The following is a 17,913-nucleotide window of genomic DNA, read 5'->3' as shown; positions in this document are numbered from 1 at the left end:
CTCTTATAGCTGCCCCCTCACAGCCTATAAAAGCACCACAAAATCTGCGACACTACGCCAGTTAAACTCTGGTTTACAGATTCTTCACAGTTGCGATATCGATCGGAGTAAGCTCATTGGTTGCAGTCTCAAGGCTTTGTGCCAGTGCATTTGCCGTATCCATTGCTGTGATACAGTACACACCTGTCTCGATCGCATTACGGCGGATCAGGAATCCGTCACGGTTCTTATCACCGTTACCCTGTGTAGGTGTATCGATGACAAGATCGATCTTATGACCAAGAATTAAGTCCATAACGTTCGGTGATTCCTGTGAGATCTTATTGATGCGGAGTGCATTTACGCCGTGCTCCTGCAGATACTTTGCAGTACTTCTTGTCGCATAGATCTTGTAGCCTAATGCTTCAAATCTCTTGGCAACACCAACAGCTTCCGGCTTGTCTGCATCTTTTACTGTCATGATCATCTGTTTGTATTTTGGAAGTTTAATACCAGCTCCCAAGAATGCTTTGTATAAAGCTTCGTTGAAAGTCTTGGCGATACCAAGACACTCACCGGTGGATTTCATCTCAGGTCCTAAAGAAATCTCAGCACCACGGAGTTTCTCAAATGAGAATACCGGCATTTTAATTGCAATGTAATCTGCAGTCGGAGCAAGTCCCGGTTCATAACCCATACCGCGGATGGTCTCGCCGATGATTACTTTTGTTGCCAGGTCAACAATCGGAATACCTGTTACTTTGCTGATATATGGCACAGTTCTGGAAGAACGTGGGTTAACCTCGATCACGTAAACCTGCTCGTCCATAACGATGAACTGGATGTTGATCAGACCAATAACATGTAATGCCTGTGCAAGACGTTTTGTGTATTCCACGATCATCTCTTTGACCGGTTCACTGATCGTTGGAGCCGGATATACGGAAATACTGTCTCCGGAATGGATACCGGTACGCTCAATATGCTCCATAATACCAGGGATTAAAATATCGGTTCCATCGCATACGGCATCGACTTCGATCTCTTTTCCCTGTAAATATTTATCTACGAGGATTGGGTGATCCTGTGCAATACGGTTGATGATTCCGATGAATTCTTCGATCTCTTCATCATTGAATGCGATCTTCATGCCCTGTCCGCCTAAAACGTAGGAAGGACGGACTAATACAGGATAGCCAAGACGGTTTGCAACTTCTTTTGCTTCCTCGGCAGTAAATACGGTTCCACCTGCTGCTCTCGGGATCTGTGTTTTCTCCAGAATCTCGTCAAATAACTCACGGTCCTCTGCGGCGTCAACGTCTTCTGCCTTTGTTCCGAGGATTTTTACACCCATTTTCATCAGGCTCTCGGTCAACTTGATGGCTGTCTGTCCACCGAACTGTACAACTGCTCCGTCCGGTTTCTCGATCTTAACGATTGCTTCCACATCTTCCGTAGTTAACGGTTCAAAGTAAAGTTTATCTGCGATATCAAAGTCTGTAGATACAGTTTCCGGATTGTTGTTGACAATGACTGTCTCCCATCCTTCTTTTGCAAATGCCCATGTGCTGTGAACAGAACAGTAATCGAACTCGATACCCTGTCCGATACGGATTGGACCGGAACCTAATACTAATACTTTTTTCTGTGGATGGGTTTCCTCTGCCTCATTCTCACTTCCAAATACGGAATAGTAATATGGAGTTGTAGCTTCGAACTCTGCTGCACAAGTATCTACCATCTTATATGCTGCAACGATTCCGTTCTCATAACGCATGTCGTGAATTTCTTCTTCTGTTTTACCAGTCAGTTTTGCGATCACATTGTCCGGGAACTCGATACGTTTTGCTTCTTTTAATAATTCAACCGTCAATGGCTGTGTCTTTAAAGTCTCTTCCATCTCAACAATGATGGCAAGCTTGTCGATAAACCATTTATCAATCTTGGTGATGGCATGGATCTCATCATAACTGAAATGACGGCGCAGTGCCTCTGCGATCACCCAGATCCTTCTGTCGTCTACCACATTTAACTGTTCTCTTAATTCTGCATCGTTAAGTCCTGTAAAATCATAAGACATCAGACTGTCTACATGCTGCTCTAAGGAACGGATTGCCTTCATCAGAGCGCCTTCGAAGTTATTGCAGATACTCATAACCTCTCCGGTTGCCTTCATCTGGGTGGTAAGGGTTCTCTTTGCCGTAATAAATTTATCGAATGGCAGTCTTGGGATCTTTACAACGCAATAGTCAAGCATTGGCTCAAAACTTGCGTATGTTTTTCCTGTGATCGCATTTTTAATCTCGTCTAAGGTGTAACCTAATGCGATCTTTGCTGCAACTTTTGCGATTGGGTATCCGGTCGCTTTGGATGCCAGTGCAGAAGAACGGGATACACGAGGGTTTACCTCGATTACACAGTACTCAAAAGATTCCGGGTGTAATGCATACTGCACGTTACATCCACCTGTGATATTTAACTCTGAAATAATATTTAACGCAGAGGTACGGAGCATCTGATATTCTTTATCACCTAATGTCTGGGAAGGTGCAACTACGATCGAGTCACCTGTGTGGACACCGACCGGATCAATATTTTCCATATTACATACGGTAATGCAGTTTCCATTTGCATCACGCATTACTTCGTACTCTATCTCTTTCCATCCGGCGATGCAGCGCTCAACTAAAACTTCGCCGACACGGCTCAAACGCAGACCGTTTGTTAAAATATCTACTAACTCCTGCTCATTGTGGGCAATACCACCGCCGCTTCCACCGAGGGTGAATGCCGGACGCAGAACGACCGGATATCCGATCGTATTTGTGAATTTGATACCATCCTGCACGTTATTTACAACCTGTGAAGCTGCACATGGCTCACCGATTTTCTCCATGGTATCTTTGAATGCCTGACGGTCCTCTGCCTTAAAAATTGTCTCAGCCGTTGTTCCGATCAGCTTTACACCGTATTTGTCAAGAACTCCCTGCTCAGCAAGCTCCATACCAAGGTTTAATCCTGCCTGTCCACCTAAGGTTGGGAGAACACTGTCCGGTTTCTCTTTTGCAATGATCTTTTCTAACACATCGACGGTCAATGGCTCGATATATACTTCATCTGCGATTTCTTTATCGGTCATAATGGTTGCCGGATTGGAATTCACCAGTACAACTTCCACGCCTTCTTCTTTCAAAGAACGGCATGCCTGTGTACCTGCATAGTCGAACTCTGCTGCCTGTCCGATGACGATAGGGCCGGAACCAATTACTAATACTTTTTTGATCTCTTTATTTCTTGGCATACGATTTCTCCTTCTATATATTCGAATTTATTCTCTGCGCTTCACTCGAGCGCACTCGTCAGTTACGACATCATCTCAATGAAACGGTCAAACAGATAACCGGAGTCCTGTGGTCCAGGGCATGCCTCCGGATGGAACTGTACGGTGAAGATGTTCTTTCCAACATACTCAAGTCCTTCGTTCGTGCCGTCGTTGACGTTTACAAATGCCGGTTTTGCAATATTCGGATCCAAAGTATCTGTATCAACAACATATCCATGATTCTGGGATGAAATGTATACACGGTTTGTTTTTAAATCCTTGACAGGGTGGTTTCCTCCACGATGTCCGTATTTCATTTTGTGGGTGTCAGCACCTGTTGCAAGTGCCATTAACTGATGACCTAAGCAGATCGCAAAAATAGGGGTATCGGATTCGTACAGTTTCCTGATCTCTTTGATAATATCGGTACATTCCTTTGGATCTCCAGGTCCATTACTTAACATAATTCCGTCCGGATTTGTGCTTAAGATCTCTTCTGCGGTTGTGTGTGCCGGATAAATGGTCACTTCACAGCCACGATTATTTAAAGACTGGGCAATATTATTTTTTGCGCCGAAATCCATGAGTGCAACACGTTTTCCTGCGCCGCTTAATACTCGTTTTTCCTCACAGGTTACTTTGTCTACGACATTTCCTGTTGTGTAAGCTTTTAATTTAGGAATAATTTCTTCTATATTATAATTCTCGTTTGTTGTGATCATACCGTTCATCGTACCCTTTTCACGTAAGATCTTGGTAAGTGCACGTGTATCGATTCCTGCGATTCCAGGAATATCATTTTTTGTCAGGAAATCCTGGATCGTTCCCTCACAACGGAAGTTGCTTGGCATTCTGGATAACTCCCTTACAATGTATCCGTCCGGCCATGGTTTCGCAGACTCCATATCCGGTGTGATACCATAGTTACCAATTAATGGATATGTCATAACCACTGCCTGTCCCGCATAGGAAGGATCGGTCAATACCTCCAGATAACCAGTCATTGAAGTGTTAAAAACGATCTCACTGATGACTTCTCTGGTGGAACCAATGCTTGTTCCTGTAAATACATTCCCATCTTCGAGTATCAAAAAAGCTTTCATTTGTTTCCCTGTCCTTTCATCTTTTTTTCCCAAAAAAAAAACGTTTCCGTTTTTCCTTTTGCTCTACATGAACTATATATGGGCAGTCAAACCGGATATTGCTATCCGCTCCAAAACATACCTTTATTGTAAACAAGGGAATGATCTTGAAACATTCCCTTGCTTAAATTGTAATGAGTTTATCATATGTAGTTGTAATTTTCAACCTTTTTCATGGAATCCGAAGGAAAAATTTTTTTCCAACGCATTTCCTTCCTACATTATTTTATTCTTCTTCCTCTTCCGGTTCGTCTTTCGCCCAGCCGTAAGCGTATTTGACCGCTTTGTTCCAGCCTTTCCGTTTTGCCTGACGATCCTCCTCGCTCATCTGTGGAGAGAATATCTGATCGATACTCTGATTTTTGATGACATCTTCCTTGCTCTTCCAGTAACCAACGGCAAGTCCGGCAAGATAAGCAGCGCCCATCGCAGTCGTCTCTATACAGCTTGGACGTTTGACCGGTGCATTGATCATGTCTGCCTGAAACTGCATTAAGAAGTTGTTGGCGCTTGCTCCACCGTCCACTTTCAAAGATTTCAACTCGACGCCCGCGTCTGCACGCATTGCATCGATGACATCACACACCTGAAGATCGATGGATTCCAGCGTGGCGCGGATGATATGGTTTTTGTTGGTGCCTCTTGTGATGCCAACGATCGTACCTCTCGCATACTGATCCCAATGTGGTGCGCCCAGTCCGGTAAATGCCGGAACGACATAACAGCCGTGGGTTCCGTGTACTTTTTTTGCCATGTACTCTGAGTCTGCGGAGGAATCGATCAGCCTCATATTGTCGCGAAGCCACTGGATTGCCGCTCCTGCAACGAAAATCGAACCTTCCAGAGCATAGTTTACTTTTCCGTCCAGTCCCCATGCAATGGTCGTCACAAGACCATTTTTTGAAAATACCGGTTTTTCCCCTGTATTCATTAAAAGGAAACATCCGGTTCCGTATGTGTTTTTTGCTTCGCCCGCATGGAAACAAGTCTGACCAAAAAGTGCTGCCTGCTGGTCACCTGCCGCCCCCGCGATCGGTATCTCATCCCCTAAGAAGGACGGATCGGTGTAACCGTAAATCTGGCTGGACGGCACCGGTGTCGGAAGCATGCTCTCAGGAATATCCAGTTCCTGTAAAATCTCCTTATCCCAGCACAAGTCATTGATGTTAAAAAGCATGGTTCTCGAAGCATTGGAATAATCCGTCACATGCACTGCACCCTTCGTAAACTTCCAGATCAGCCATGTCTCTACTGTACCGAATAATAATTTGCCCTCATTTGCAAGTTCTCTTGCACCTTTTACATTGTCTAAAATCCATTTGATCTTCGTCGCAGAAAAATATGCATCAATGATCAGTCCTGTCTTTTTCCGGTAAACTTCTTCCAGTCCTTTTTTCTTCAGTCCATCCGCAATATCAGATGTTCTGCGGCACTGCCATACGATCGCATTGTAGATTGGTTCTCCCGTCTCTTTGTTCCACACGATGGAAGTCTCACGCTGGTTTGTGATACCGATCGCTGCAATATCGGAAGCCGCAGCTCCGATCATGTTCATCGCCTCCACCGAAACACCAAGCATCGATGACCATATTTCATTTGCGTCATGCTCCACCCAGCCCGGATTCGGGAAAAACTGACGGAACTCTTTCTGCGCCATCGAGCAGATCTCTCCTTTTTCATTGAATAAAATACAACGGTTACTTGTTGTTCCCGCATCTAATGCCATTACATATTTTGCCATGCCTGTTTCTCCTTTCAATTCTGCTGCAAAATGCTCCCCTGTTCTTTTGAACTTTTACCATTTGACTGCACCATAAATCAGACATAAAAATGGGAGATGACACATCGAAAATATACTGCTGCACCCCACAGCAGTATTCCTTTGAATCATCTCCACTCTCTGATTTCTACTCATTTATTCAATTATGTCTGAACTTTTGCTTCCATTGATGGAATCATTATAGCATATATGCATAAAAAAGCAATGTTTTACTGAGAATTTTTATATATTTTTATTGTGCAGATACTGATTTTCTGCCAGGTTCTCCAACACCTCTTCAAAGTCACTTCAAAGTCAACTTCAAAGTCACTTCAATTAAATTTCATTTTACTTTGAAGTACAGTTCTATTCTTCCCATACCCTGGCAAATCCAATCCTATTTTCCGGTACCCCAGTAATAAAAATTTGACTATTTATGCTTTCTGTCAACATAAATAGTCAAATAATCTGTTTGTAAATATTACGCTCCCGCCTGTGCCGTCACATAATACTCCGCCTGCGTCTGATAAAGCTTCGCATAGATTCCATGTCTTTCCATCAGAGACTCATGCGTTCCCTCCTCCGCGATTTTCCCGTGGTCAAGCACGACAATACGGTCACAGAATTTACAGCTGCTCATGCGATGGGAAATGTAAACGGCTGTTTTCTCTCCCACAAGGGAATCGAAGTTTTCATAGATTCCAGCTTCCGCAATCGGATCCAAAGCTGCGGTCGGCTCATCTAAAATGACAAACGGTGCGTCTTTATACAACGCTCTTGCGATCGCCACTTTCTGTGCCTCACCGCCGGATGGTGTGACACCCTCTCCATTTTCCTGATACAAAAGTGTGTACTCTTTCTTCGGCAGCCCCTCCACAAATTCGTTCAGCCCGATCTTCGTAAGCACCTGTTTCAAACGCCTCTTATCCACCTGCCCACCTGCTGCGATATTTTCGTCCAGTGGAAAAGCAAACAGCTTGAAATCCTGAAACACCACGGAAAAAATCTGTAGATACTCCTCATAATCATATTTTTCAATATTGATTCCATTGAGGCAGATCTCTCCCCCGGTTGGCTCATAAAGCCGTAAAAGCAGCTTGATGAGTGTCGTCTTTCCTGCTCCGTTCCTACCGACAAGTGCCATTTTCTGCCCAATTTTAAAATCCAGACTGACATTTTTCAGAATATCATCTGCTGTGCCCGGATAACAGAATGACACATTGCGGAAGGATAATTCATACTCGTTATCATCCCGCTTCTCGATTGGAAGTGTGCCATCATAATGCATGTTCGGGCGTTTGATAAAATCTTCGTAAGTTTTCAGATACTCATTGCGGTAATTGATCTGGTTATACTGCATCAGGATATTCTGCACACCGGTCATCATCGTGATGATCGCCCCGGAGTACATAAGCACATCCCCGACGGATACCGCACCGGACATTGCCATAACCGCCACATAGACGTAGATATACCCCGCAAGAAGCTGTATAACAAATGAAAACTTAGCCTGATTTTTCCCCTCGAAAATCCCTTCTTCTGAAAAATAGGATGATGCATTGATACATGTCTCATTTTTTCCACAAAGATAATCCTGCATTCCATAAAGCCTGATATCCTTCGCCGCCGTCTCCGATGTAAAGATTTTAAACAGATAACCATATAAAAAATTGATACGCTCATTTTCATGATTGAGTTCCACCTGTTTTTTCCCAATGCTCTCCGAAACACGAACATTTACCCAGAAAGAAAATGCAAACATCCCTGCTAACAGAGCAGTCATCAGGATTATTTTCCATACTGCAACATGCGCTCCCTGCGCCGACTGCACGATCAGTATAAGAAGAAACACGAGTGCAAACAGAACTTTGACACATTCTGTAAAAAATTTATAAATTGAGTCCAACTGCGCCTCAATATCACCGGCACCATTCACTCCCCCTCTGGTTCTCCGGAAGGCAATCTGATTTTCCTCTTTTTCAATCTCCTCAAACTCCATGGAAAATGCCTTCTCTGCTGTCCGTCTTTTGGTCTCATCGCGGCTTGGGCTTGCGTATTGTTCAAATATCTGATTGCACATTATGTAAACCAGCCGTACGACAAGAACTGCTAATATCATGATCCAGACATAATGTACCGCTGTCGTATATTGTTCCAACAGCAGAGTGTCAATGATCCTCGCATAGAGAATGCTGTTGATATAAGAGATACCTGCGCCGCAGACCGCTCCAGCCACGATTGCAGCACCAAGCTGTCTGTATCCTTTCGTCTGGAAAATCAGATAGTTCCACATCTCCTTAATCGACATCTGCCGCACCTCCTTCTCCATAATATTTGCTCTGGACTAAAAACAGTTCGTAGTATTTTCCTTTTTGCTCCATCAGCTCCTCGTGGCTTCCACATTCTGCAATCCTTCCATCGGACAAAAGCAATATTTCTTCGCAGAAGCGTGTGGAAGCAAGCCTGTGTGAAATAAACAGCGCTGTGATATCCGCCAATGTCCGGTTATAGATCTCATAAATTTCGGACTCCGCCAGTGCGTCTAATGCTGCCGTCGGTTCGTCCAGCAGGATTATGGACGGATCTCGATATAATGCCCTTGCCAAAAGCAGCTTCTGCGTCTCGCCACCGGAAAGGCGCACACCATCCTGACTTAATTCTTTTCCAAGATTGGTAGAAAGCCCCTGCGGCAATGCTTTCACTTTCTGGGAAAGTCCTGCTTTTTCCAGACATTCCCATACTTTTTCCTCGTCCCACTGCTCGTTAAGTGCCACATTTTCTGCCACGGAATAGGCCAGAGTAAAGGTATCCTGAAAAACAGCTGACTCATGCCTGTAATAAGCTTCCCGGTCTAATTCCCTTGTATCGATCCCATTGACATAAACCGTTCCCTCTGTCGGCAGATACAGACCTGATATTAATTTCACAAGCGTTGACTTTCCGGCACCATTTAATCCGACTAACGCCTTGTGTTCCCCACTCTTTAAAGAAAAAGAAATGTCATTTAACACCGGTTTTTCTGCACCTTTATAGCAGAAAGTCACATGGTCAAACACCACTTCCACTGTCTTAAACTGGTTTTGCGGAATCTTTTTCTCACCTGCATCCTCGCCCAGATTCAGAAAATTCCGAAAATCTGTGATATGGACACTACAGTATTTCATCTTCGCAAAACTGTCACTTACCTGTGCAAACCATGCAGAAAAACCTCCGATGATTCCCAGATAGAATACGAACATCGTCAGGGACATCCCATTTTTCAACTGGCTGATCAGATACAGATAACAGATCAGATCCCGTCCAGCTGTCAGAATGGTTTCCAACGATTTTCCGGCAAATGCGATACTATTCTTCTTCGCATTGCGTCTTCTGGTATTTTTGATCGCGTTTCCATATTTCCCGATGATCCATTTTTTCAACCCAAAAACACGGATATCCTTTCCGCTTATCGCATCATCAGAAAGCCGGTCGATATACTGCATCGTCATCTCATCCCTGGCATTCTCATCCCTGATTTTATTCTCATACCAGTCCGGCAGACTGTTACAAAGTGCACCAATAACGGAGAGCCCGAATAATAGCAATAGGATCACCGGATGAATGGAACCTGCGATCACCATATAAACGAACAGACCAAGCACTCCGGTTCCAAATGCAGAGACCGCACGCAGCAAGCCCTCAATTCCTGCATTATTACAGCTGACTGCGTCACATGCTTTCTCCCGCAAAAGTTTCAGTTCCGAGTCTTCATACTGCTCCTGTGGTATCTCGCAGATTTTTTTTGTAAACTGCCTCATAAAAAGCTGGGAACGCACCTCTATGTGATGATAGACATGTTTTTGCCTGATATACGTATCCGCTGCATTCACAAGTGCATAACCCACAAATGCAGAGAGAATTGCTGCAATCACCGTTACTGCGGATAAGCTTTCTCCAAGTAATCCAACGACCAGTGCGCTTAACATGGAACCGATCACCGGCACGATCACTGACAGGATGATTCCGGTTATCATATCTCTTATATAGCTTCTTTTTTCTTTCCATACTGGAGTAAAAACGAATCTGAAATTGCTCCAGAGGGTGTATTTTTTTGTTTTGTACATGTTGCGTCTCCTGAATGTAATCATTTCAAGTGTTGATGCTATATGCTGCGCCGGCATTTTGTGTAATAGAATACTGGAAAGTTTTATTGTATAAGCTCCCAATTCAGGTTTGTAATCAGTTTTTACAAACATCTTGGGATAAGATTAACACAGATTTTTATGTTTACGCACAAAAAATGCACGGATTGCAAAAATCCGTGCACGAATGGCATTTATAGCGGCAGCATAATCTCCGTCACAAAGACTCCTGCCTCATTTTTCCGATTGATAAAGCCGTCATATTTTTCTACGATCAGATTAATCCGCTTCAAGCCATGCCCGTGATTACCACGCTTGTGCGTAATATACTCCTCATCCAGCTTACGCACGGTCTCATTGGTGGCATTGCTCACGGAAATATAAAGCTGCTCCTTGAACTGTCCAATATAAAGGCGGATGAACTGCTGCTCTCTTGGCACTTTCTCGCACGATTCCACAGCATTGTCGATCAGATTTCCGATCACAACGCACAGATCAATGTCTGTCACAGTCGTTCTTTTCGGAACCGTTGCCTTGTAATCAACCGGGATGCCATTATGGATTGCCAGAGAGATTTTGGAATTCAGGATTGCATCCACACCGATATTCCCGGTATCAAACAGGAGATTGATGTCATCCAAATCTGTTTCCAGCTTATCAAGGTACACTTTTGCCTCACTGATATCGTCCATCGCAAGGTAAGCTTTTAGCGACTGCATATGGTTGTGATAATCATGCCGCCAGCCACGCATGGTCATGTATACATTATTCACTTCTTCGATCTGATTCTTCACAAGCTTATTCTGGTAGGCTTCCGTGCTCTTCTCATAGTAGGTTTTTATGAGGAGGCGGAGCAGGATGGAGGCGGATGCCAAAAGTGCAGCTGATGCAAGAAAAATCAGAAAAATATCTTTGATTTCCAATGTTTGTTTCCTCAAATATGTTTTGTATTGAATGATTTTCCTGAAATGTGGTTGACAGAGTCTCTTTCTTCTTGTATTATTTTGTATAAGAAATGGGTTCTTTTACTGAGTACAACCATTTAGTTGGAAAAGTTTGCTCGTTTCTTTTTTTATTTCTATCACATCATATAAATACATCTTATCATCTCTGGCATGCCGTATCAACATGATTGCCTGAAACACGTTATATTTCTCAATTACTCCATCATCATTAAAAATTGGCAATGCAAAACGGGTTTCATAACGATACCACCCATATTTAGCATCTTTTGTGTGTTTTTCTTTTCGATTTTCCTCATACTTTTTATCAAATGCAATTTCAATCATTTCCGGTATTCCCTGAGCTGCATTCGCCTTCGCCTTTGCGCTTGCGCCCTTTAAGCAATGCGTATAATTAGAGTTTGCATATTCATCTGACAAATCATTTCCAATATAAACAATATCCTTCGTATCCGCTATCTCATAAAATTCGCCAACATATTTTTTCAAATATTTTTCTACATCTTTCCAATTAATATTTCTTTTTCCTTTGAAAATAATGTCGTTGATTAATACAACTCTTTTTCCGTCAAGATCAGTTACAATGCGCACATTTTTCTTCAAGTTATTTCGTTCTCCTTTTACATTTCGCTTTCGTTCTTCATTTTTTAACTTATAGGGGAAAATAGATAGATTAATGTTGAAAACTTATAAGATAAAATTTCTGAAATCTATGTTTTTATTAACTTTACCACATCATCGGCATATTGTAAATCCATTCTTTTCGCTCAAAATAAACAGTCCAATAATATGTATAAAAATAGCCGTACGAAGATATTTCTTTTCTCTATTCGTTAATATCTTCGTACGGCTATGTCAATTATATTTTTTATATCGTGATTTTTAATCCACAGTGTATACAAAAAAATCAGAGACTTTCCTCATTCTCTTCCAAGATGATACTTTATAAACGCTTCATTCACTTCCTTATAGAAACTCCGGCTGACAGGAATGACACTGCTATCCGATAGAACACACTCCGTTCTTCCAATCCTGACAACTTTCTCAATATTCACTGCGTAACTGCGGTGTGTTGTAATGAATTCCTTTGACTTTTCCTGCACACTTTGCAGTAACTCTGAAAATCCAGTCTTTACTGTCACACATTCTCCACTGATCAAAAATAGATTTACATAATGTTTCTGAGCTTCGATATAAATTATATCCTTCAGATTAACACGGACAGACTGGCTGTCCTTTTTCACAAGGATGTAATTCTCCTCCTCTACCTCTTTCTGCGTTCTGGCATAGTCGAGAATCTCCCACAGCTTTTCCTCATCCACCGGCTTCATCAGATAACGGTACGCACCCACTTCATATCCATCGAACACATAACTTGCATCCGATGTCACAAAAACAAGGATCACATCCTTCTCTTTCTCACGAATCTGTCTGGCAAGTTCCATGCCGTTTTGTCCTCTCATGGAAATATCAAGAAAGATCACGTCATAGGCATTCTGCTCTGCTTTGAACAGATATTCTTCCGCACCCTCAAACAGGTCTGTGCGAACTGCCGTATTCTTATTTTTCGCCCACTGGTCAATTTTTATTGCAAAAGCTTTCGCCTGTGCAGATTCATCCTCACAGTAGCAGATTGTCATTGTATGTTCCATAATTTTCCTAACTGGTTATATTACCCCACTGCAACTTCCACTCTTTTTCCGCCCTCAATTCAATGATAATACCCGGAAGACCTTTCTTTACCGGTTTCAGCCGGATATCATAGCGTCCTTCGCCAGACTCCCTGTTTGATGTAACAAAAAATCCTCCCAGCAATGCACAAAGTCCCAGCATAAATCCATGTCCTTTTCTTTTATAGTTATATGAACCTATTTGTTTTTGCCAATATCGATTATGCAGCTCCAAATTTGTCCTGTTCTGCACCTATACATATTGTACGTATCCTACAATTCCACAATAAACTCTTCCACAAGTTTCGCACAATGCTCCGCCGCTTTTTTCTCAAAAGTAGGATAATCCATCTCCGCAGAATTATCTGCCTTATCAGAGATCGCACGCAGGATCACAAATGGGATTTCATTTAAGTATGCTGCCTGTCCGATCGCAGCCCCCTCCATCTCAGTGCAGAGTGGGTGGAAGTTCTCGACTAATTTGTCCTTCACTTCCTTATCACAGATAAACTGGTCGCCGCTTACGATCCTGCCGGAGAACACTTTCACTTCGGTGTTGACTTTCTCGCACACACTCCTGGCAAGGGATGCCATTCTCTCGTCCGCCGGAAAACTTAAAGTTCCAAGCTGTGGGATCTCGCCTAACGGATAACCGAATACACGCACATCCATGTCATGCTGAAGGACATCTGTGGAAACAACGATATCCCCGATATCGATCTGTGCGTCCAGAGAACCTGCGATACCGGTATTGATGATATGTGTCACGTCAAATAAATCTGCAAGGATCTGTGTGCAGATACCGGCATTTACTTTTCCAATACCACTGCGCACGATCACAACCTCGACACCGTTTAATGTTCCTTCAAAAAATTCCATATTTGCTTTTTTTGTTGTTTTTACAACATTCATTTTCGATTTTAAAGTTTCTACTTCAAGCTCCATGGCTCCGATAATTCCGATTTTTTTCATCTGTTTCTGCTCCATTCTTTTTTTCATACTGTTGATATTCTAACATACAAATAGGTAAATTTCGTCTTTTATTTTTGACGTAATTCCATTTGTATTTCTCTTTTTATTCACTTGCAGTTCACCAAATGCAAATAAATTTGTATTTCTATATCTTTACGCCACACGGATCTTCTGTAAAATATTTCCAAGTTCTGCTTCCTTCTTCTCGCAGTCGCCCTCGGAAATCTTTTCTGTCACAAAGCCAAGCTCTCCGGTCACGCCTTCTGCCTGTACATACGTAACAGTTCCAAATACTCTTTCTACAGCTACTTTGTCTGCTGTTGTGCGGATGAAGAACCGATTCTCCCATTCCCTGTAATCTACGAGTTCCAGTTTCTTTGAACTCCACTCGATTGGAATATTTTTGTCCAGATTCTTTGCCATCTCAACGACATCTGCTACAACGGCACTTGCTGTTGGTAATTTTCCTGCGCCGCTGCCGTAAAACATTGCGTCACCTAACACATTGCCATGTACGAAAATTGCATTGAACACACCATTTACAGCATAGAGCGGATGAGATGCCGGAAGTAAAAATGGAGCAACGATCGCTGTATAGCCTTTTGGACCTTTTTTGCTGGTAGCGAGCAGTTTGATCGCTCTTCCCATCGCCTGTGCGTATTTGATATCCGTCGGTGTGATTTTTGTGATTCCCTCTGTGTGGATGTCCTCAAAATCAACCTGCTGTCCGCATACTAAAGATGTTAAAATAGCAATCTTACGGCATGCATCATAACCTTCCACATCGGCAGTAGGATCTTTCTCTGCATACCCCTTTGCCTGCGCATCCTTTAAAACTTCATTAAAATCAGCACCCTTTTCTGTCATCTCAGTCATCATATAGTTCGTTGTACCGTTTACGATACCAGTGATCTCTTCGATCTCATCTGCAGTAAGACAGGAATTTAACGGACGGATGATCGGTATACCGCCGCCGACACTCGCCTCAAACATGAAATTCACATTTTTTTCTTTTGCAAGTGCGATCAGTTCTGCACCTTTTGCAGCCACCAGTGCCTTATTGGAAGTTGTCACATGTTTTCCAGCCTCTAACATTGTTTTTACAAAAGTATACGCCGGTTCCACGCCACCCATTGTCTCAACTACAATCGCTACTTCCGGATCTTCTGCGATCACTTTATAATCATGTACGATTTTCTCCTGGATCGGATCTCCCTCAAAATCTCTTAAATCCAGAACATACTTTAATTCCACTTCATCGCCGACGCGGGCTGCAATGCTCTTCTTATTAATGTCTAAAACCTCTGCCACACCGGAACCGATCGTTCCAAACCCCATAATTGCTACTTTTATCATTTTTATTCTGCCTTTCTGTTTTTGTATTATGTAAACTATTCTGTTCTGCCGGTCTGTTTTTATTCTCTCGCCAGAATTTTCACATACTGAATGCCGCCCACACTCTCAATCTTTGTGACCATCTCTGCAACATCCCCCGTCTGCGGTAAAATATCAATACTGAGCGTCAGCGTTGCGATTCCATTGACCGGTATACTCTGATGAATGGTAAGGATATTGGCATGAAAATCAGCAATCGTTTTCAATACCCCGGACAAAAGTCCCGGCTCATCATCCATCTGAATGACCATCGTAATAGTCTTTCCCTTTGTTGTCTCGTGAAAAGGAAAAATATCATCTTTATACTTGTAAAAAGAACTGCGGCTGATCCCTACACTCTCTGTCGCCTCCTGCACCGATGCGATCTTACCGGAATCGATCAGCCTTTTTGCCTCCACTACTTTCAGCAGTACTTCCGGCACTGCCTTCTCTTTCAAAACATAATATTGCATTTTGTCTTTCATGGAAATGAATACCTCTTAGTTGCCAGATTCAACAGATTCTCTTTTGTATATAGAATCCATTCTGTTTGTTTGGGACTTACATCTGTCCTCATGAGGAAGATAATAACACAAAGAGGCTGCCAAAGCAACCTCTTTTCCAGAACATTTCTATATTTTTGTTTCTTATTCACCAAATTTTTGATATTTAGAACTTGCGGCTTCCGCCTCCATGACTTCTGCCAGAACTGCTGGTATGTACCGTTGATCTGCCGGAATGGCTGCTGCCACCTCCGCTGCTTCCACTATTGGTCTGGATTCTCCGATGCGTCACCATCTGGTTGACAAAACGGTCTTCCTGACCGGTCAGGTTAACTTTTCCGAACGCATGGTAATCATACTGGTATCCACCGCCAAATTTCAGACGGTATTTTCCGGTAATTCCAAAAAATACAGCGGCAAACACAGCTGCTGCAAGTACAACTGCAAACAGAATTTCACCCAACGTGAGTACATGGTAATAATGGATCTCGCCTGTTTCTTCATCATAGGTATATGCGTCAGATGGGACTCCTACCTCATAATAGTACTCTGCATCACTTAACATGGAAGAAAAGCAGGAAGCATATTCCCCATCCACAACATAATCATAACAGTTATCCAGAATATCATCGATCCTGTCGTCATTCAGATAGTAAATGGCTTCTCCCGCAGTCGATATCGTAACCTCTCTGTTATCCATGTCAATGAGGAACACCACGCCATCATCGCCTGTTGCTGTCGTGTCATAAAAATCATCCGCATACTCTCTCGCTGTCTTTCCCTGTGCATCCTCTGTCGTCAGGACAAAAATCTCCCAGCCTGTGGTCTCCTGCAGATTGGTGATTTCTTCCGAAAGCGACTGCTGTTCCTCATCTGAAAGTAACGCTGCATCATCATACACCGCATCATAAGTATCCGCATAGACCGGTACAGCCGCAAAAAGTGTCAGTGCAGTTACTGCGGACAGAGCGATTCTTTTTCTTAATTTATCTCTCATAAGAAATACCCTCCGATCAATGCAATGATTAAGACAACGACTGCCGAAATAATACCCGTCAGCGTGACTTTTCCGTAGTCTACCGGAAGTTCTCCGAACACTTTTCCTGTCTGCCCGTTCATGGAATAATAGTAGATTTTTCCATCTTTCCCCTTATAGGTAACAGTCCAGACCGGAAGCAACGCATAAGACCAGTCCTCCTTCTTCGGGATCACCCCGAATGAGTTGACCGATAACGCATTGTATCCCTGAACAGATTCCCGCATGAGTTTTTCCGCTGAGTTTTTCATCGTAGCCTGCATATTTCCTTCCACTGCTTTCTGCTCGATGTCACGTTTCTCTGCCATGAAACCGGAAAGATATCCCATATTAAAATCTTTCATCTCATTGAACTGATACGGCAGTACCCCTTTCACAAGCTGCACATTTGCCTTTTGCAGTGCGTTCTCTGCAAGATTCTTCAGATTAACCTCACCCTCACGCTCCACATGGTAAAACTTTGTCTCTGTGTACTCGGTATCTCCGGTTCTCCACACACGGATTTTCTTGCCTTCGCCCTGCAGTTTTCCCTGCAATTTTGCATCATAGATCCAATATGGGAAATAGACACCACTCAGACATTCGATCTGTTTCTTATTAAAAAATGCCTTTGGAACAAATTTTTTCTTTCCAACATATTCTAAGAAACGTTTTTCCGCTTCCTTTTTGGAAATTTTAAAAGGAATGACTTTATTTGGAAGATACTTTCCTTCCAGCCGTTTTCCAAGCACGACCGGATTGTGACAATAATAACAGAACGTGGCTGCTGTCGTTGCATCTGTCACGATTTCTGCTCCACAGGAAGGGCAGTTATAAATGACTGCCTCTGCGCCGCCGTCCTCCCCTTCTTTTTTCTTTGTGTCCGCACTCTGCTGTTCGGTTGTTTCCTGCTCTGCTTCATCAGAACCATCCGCTGCACCGGCATCCGTTTCCTCAGACTCTGCCGGCTGCAATGCATCCAATTCCGCCTGGGTAAATTTTGAACCACAGTACTCGCATTTATACTTCTGTGTTTCCGGGTCAAAAATCAGTTCTCCGTCACAGTTTGGACACTTAAAACTGATAACTGCCAT

The 17,913-nt window shown here is 43.0% G+C and carries 14 protein-coding genes; all 14 read right to left on the bottom strand.

The window, feature by feature from the left end; translation table 11 throughout:
• Positions 1 to 73 precede the first annotated feature (73 nt).
• The 14 genes from carB to ROSEINA2194_RS06980 all read right to left on the bottom strand — a co-directional run bounded on the left by carB (position 74) and on the right by ROSEINA2194_RS06980 (position 17,913).
• Complete coding sequence (gene carB, locus ROSEINA2194_RS07040) at positions 74 to 3,280, bottom strand: carbamoyl-phosphate synthase large subunit (RefSeq protein WP_007884946.1); 3,207 nt, start codon at positions 3,278 to 3,280, stop codon at positions 74 to 76.
• A gap of 62 nt (positions 3,281 to 3,342) precedes the next feature.
• Positions 3,343 to 4,404 carry a carbamoyl phosphate synthase small subunit gene (locus ROSEINA2194_RS07035; protein ID WP_044927419.1) on the bottom strand — a complete coding sequence of 354 codons (1,062 nt, stop codon included), beginning with the start codon at positions 4,402 to 4,404 and terminating at the stop codon, positions 3,343 to 3,345.
• A 265-nt stretch (positions 4,405 to 4,669) separates the two neighbouring features.
• Positions 4,670 to 6,184: a glycerol kinase GlpK gene (glpK, locus tag ROSEINA2194_RS07030; protein WP_007884942.1), complete on the bottom strand. Its 1,515-nt coding sequence runs from the start codon at positions 6,182 to 6,184 to the stop codon at positions 4,670 to 4,672.
• Between the two features lie 499 nt (positions 6,185 to 6,683).
• A complete protein-coding gene (locus ROSEINA2194_RS07025) occupies positions 6,684 to 8,510 on the bottom strand; it encodes an ABC transporter ATP-binding protein (protein WP_007884932.1) in 1,827 nt (608 codons plus the stop codon).
• Positions 8,500 to 10,305 carry an ABC transporter ATP-binding protein gene (locus tag ROSEINA2194_RS07020; RefSeq protein ID WP_044927410.1) on the bottom strand — a complete coding sequence of 602 codons (1,806 nt, stop codon included), beginning with the start codon at positions 10,303 to 10,305 and terminating at the stop codon, positions 8,500 to 8,502. The genes ROSEINA2194_RS07025 and ROSEINA2194_RS07020 overlap by 11 nt, the downstream gene beginning before the upstream one ends.
• Before the next feature lie 212 nt (positions 10,306 to 10,517).
• Positions 10,518 to 11,246 carry a sensor histidine kinase gene (locus ROSEINA2194_RS07015; RefSeq protein WP_044927409.1) on the bottom strand — a complete coding sequence of 243 codons (729 nt, stop codon included), beginning with the start codon at positions 11,244 to 11,246 and terminating at the stop codon, positions 10,518 to 10,520.
• A gap of 102 nt (positions 11,247 to 11,348) precedes the next feature.
• On the bottom strand, positions 11,349 to 11,888 hold the full coding sequence (locus tag ROSEINA2194_RS07010; protein WP_007884918.1) for a hypothetical protein: 540 nt from the start codon (positions 11,886 to 11,888) through the stop codon (positions 11,349 to 11,351).
• A gap of 317 nt (positions 11,889 to 12,205) precedes the next feature.
• On the bottom strand, positions 12,206 to 12,937 hold the full coding sequence (locus ROSEINA2194_RS07005; RefSeq protein ID WP_007884917.1) for a LytR/AlgR family response regulator transcription factor: 732 nt from the start codon (positions 12,935 to 12,937) through the stop codon (positions 12,206 to 12,208).
• 7 nt (positions 12,938 to 12,944) lie between these two features.
• Positions 12,945 to 13,118 (bottom strand): hypothetical protein, encoded by a 174-nt coding sequence (locus ROSEINA2194_RS20285; RefSeq protein ID WP_172727063.1) that lies wholly within the window; start codon positions 13,116 to 13,118, stop codon positions 12,945 to 12,947.
• A 110-nt stretch (positions 13,119 to 13,228) separates the two neighbouring features.
• Positions 13,229 to 13,927, bottom strand: a complete 699-nt coding sequence (locus ROSEINA2194_RS07000; RefSeq protein WP_044927415.1) for a 5'-methylthioadenosine/adenosylhomocysteine nucleosidase — start codon at positions 13,925 to 13,927, stop codon at positions 13,229 to 13,231.
• Between the two features lie 153 nt (positions 13,928 to 14,080).
• Positions 14,081 to 15,283 carry a homoserine dehydrogenase gene (locus ROSEINA2194_RS06995; protein ID WP_007884914.1) on the bottom strand — a complete coding sequence of 401 codons (1,203 nt, stop codon included), beginning with the start codon at positions 15,281 to 15,283 and terminating at the stop codon, positions 14,081 to 14,083.
• Between the two features lie 59 nt (positions 15,284 to 15,342).
• Complete coding sequence (locus ROSEINA2194_RS06990; RefSeq protein ID WP_007884912.1) at positions 15,343 to 15,786, bottom strand: ACT domain-containing protein; 444 nt, start codon at positions 15,784 to 15,786, stop codon at positions 15,343 to 15,345.
• Between the two features lie 184 nt (positions 15,787 to 15,970).
• Positions 15,971 to 16,801, bottom strand: a complete 831-nt coding sequence (locus tag ROSEINA2194_RS06985; RefSeq protein ID WP_007884908.1) for a TPM domain-containing protein — start codon at positions 16,799 to 16,801, stop codon at positions 15,971 to 15,973.
• Positions 16,798 to 17,913 carry a TFIIB-type zinc ribbon-containing protein gene (locus tag ROSEINA2194_RS06980; protein ID WP_007884907.1) on the bottom strand — a complete coding sequence of 372 codons (1,116 nt, stop codon included), beginning with the start codon at positions 17,911 to 17,913 and terminating at the stop codon, positions 16,798 to 16,800. Before ROSEINA2194_RS06980 ends, ROSEINA2194_RS06985 begins: the two co-directional genes overlap by 4 nt.

The organism is Roseburia inulinivorans DSM 16841, from assembly GCF_000174195.1.
GTDB classification, from domain to species: Bacteria; Bacillota; Clostridia; order Lachnospirales; family Lachnospiraceae; genus Roseburia; species Roseburia inulinivorans.
Note: the sequence above shows the minus strand (reverse complement) of the source record. Positions and strands in the feature narration are given on the sequence as shown.

Excerpts from the sequence above, each read along its gene's own strand:
- carB (WP_007884946.1), bottom strand. The coding sequence starts at position 3,280 with ATGCCAAGAAATAAAGAGATCAAAAAAGTATTAGTAATTGGTTCCGGC.
- ROSEINA2194_RS07035 (WP_044927419.1), bottom strand. The coding sequence starts at position 4,404 with ATGAAAGCTTTTTTGATACTCGAAGATGGGAATGTATTTACAGGAACA.
- glpK (WP_007884942.1), bottom strand. The coding sequence starts at position 6,184 with ATGGCAAAATATGTAATGGCATTAGATGCGGGAACAACAAGTAACCGT.
- ROSEINA2194_RS07025 (WP_007884932.1), bottom strand. The coding sequence starts at position 8,510 with ATGTCGATTAAGGAGATGTGGAACTATCTGATTTTCCAGACGAAAGGA.
- ROSEINA2194_RS07020 (WP_044927410.1), bottom strand. The coding sequence starts at position 10,305 with ATGTACAAAACAAAAAAATACACCCTCTGGAGCAATTTCAGATTCGTT.
- ROSEINA2194_RS07005 (WP_007884917.1), bottom strand. The coding sequence starts at position 12,937 with ATGGAACATACAATGACAATCTGCTACTGTGAGGATGAATCTGCACAG.
- ROSEINA2194_RS20285 (WP_172727063.1), bottom strand. The coding sequence starts at position 13,118 with ATGCTGGGACTTTGTGCATTGCTGGGAGGATTTTTTGTTACATCAAAC.
- ROSEINA2194_RS07000 (WP_044927415.1), bottom strand. The coding sequence starts at position 13,927 with ATGAAAAAAATCGGAATTATCGGAGCCATGGAGCTTGAAGTAGAAACT.
- ROSEINA2194_RS06995 (WP_007884914.1), bottom strand. The coding sequence starts at position 15,283 with ATGATAAAAGTAGCAATTATGGGGTTTGGAACGATCGGTTCCGGTGTG.
- ROSEINA2194_RS06990 (WP_007884912.1), bottom strand. The coding sequence starts at position 15,786 with ATGAAAGACAAAATGCAATATTATGTTTTGAAAGAGAAGGCAGTGCCG.
- ROSEINA2194_RS06985 (WP_007884908.1), bottom strand. The coding sequence starts at position 16,801 with ATGAGAGATAAATTAAGAAAAAGAATCGCTCTGTCCGCAGTAACTGCA.
- ROSEINA2194_RS06980 (WP_007884907.1), bottom strand. The coding sequence starts at position 17,913 with ATGGCAGTTATCAGTTTTAAGTGTCCAAACTGTGACGGAGAACTGATT.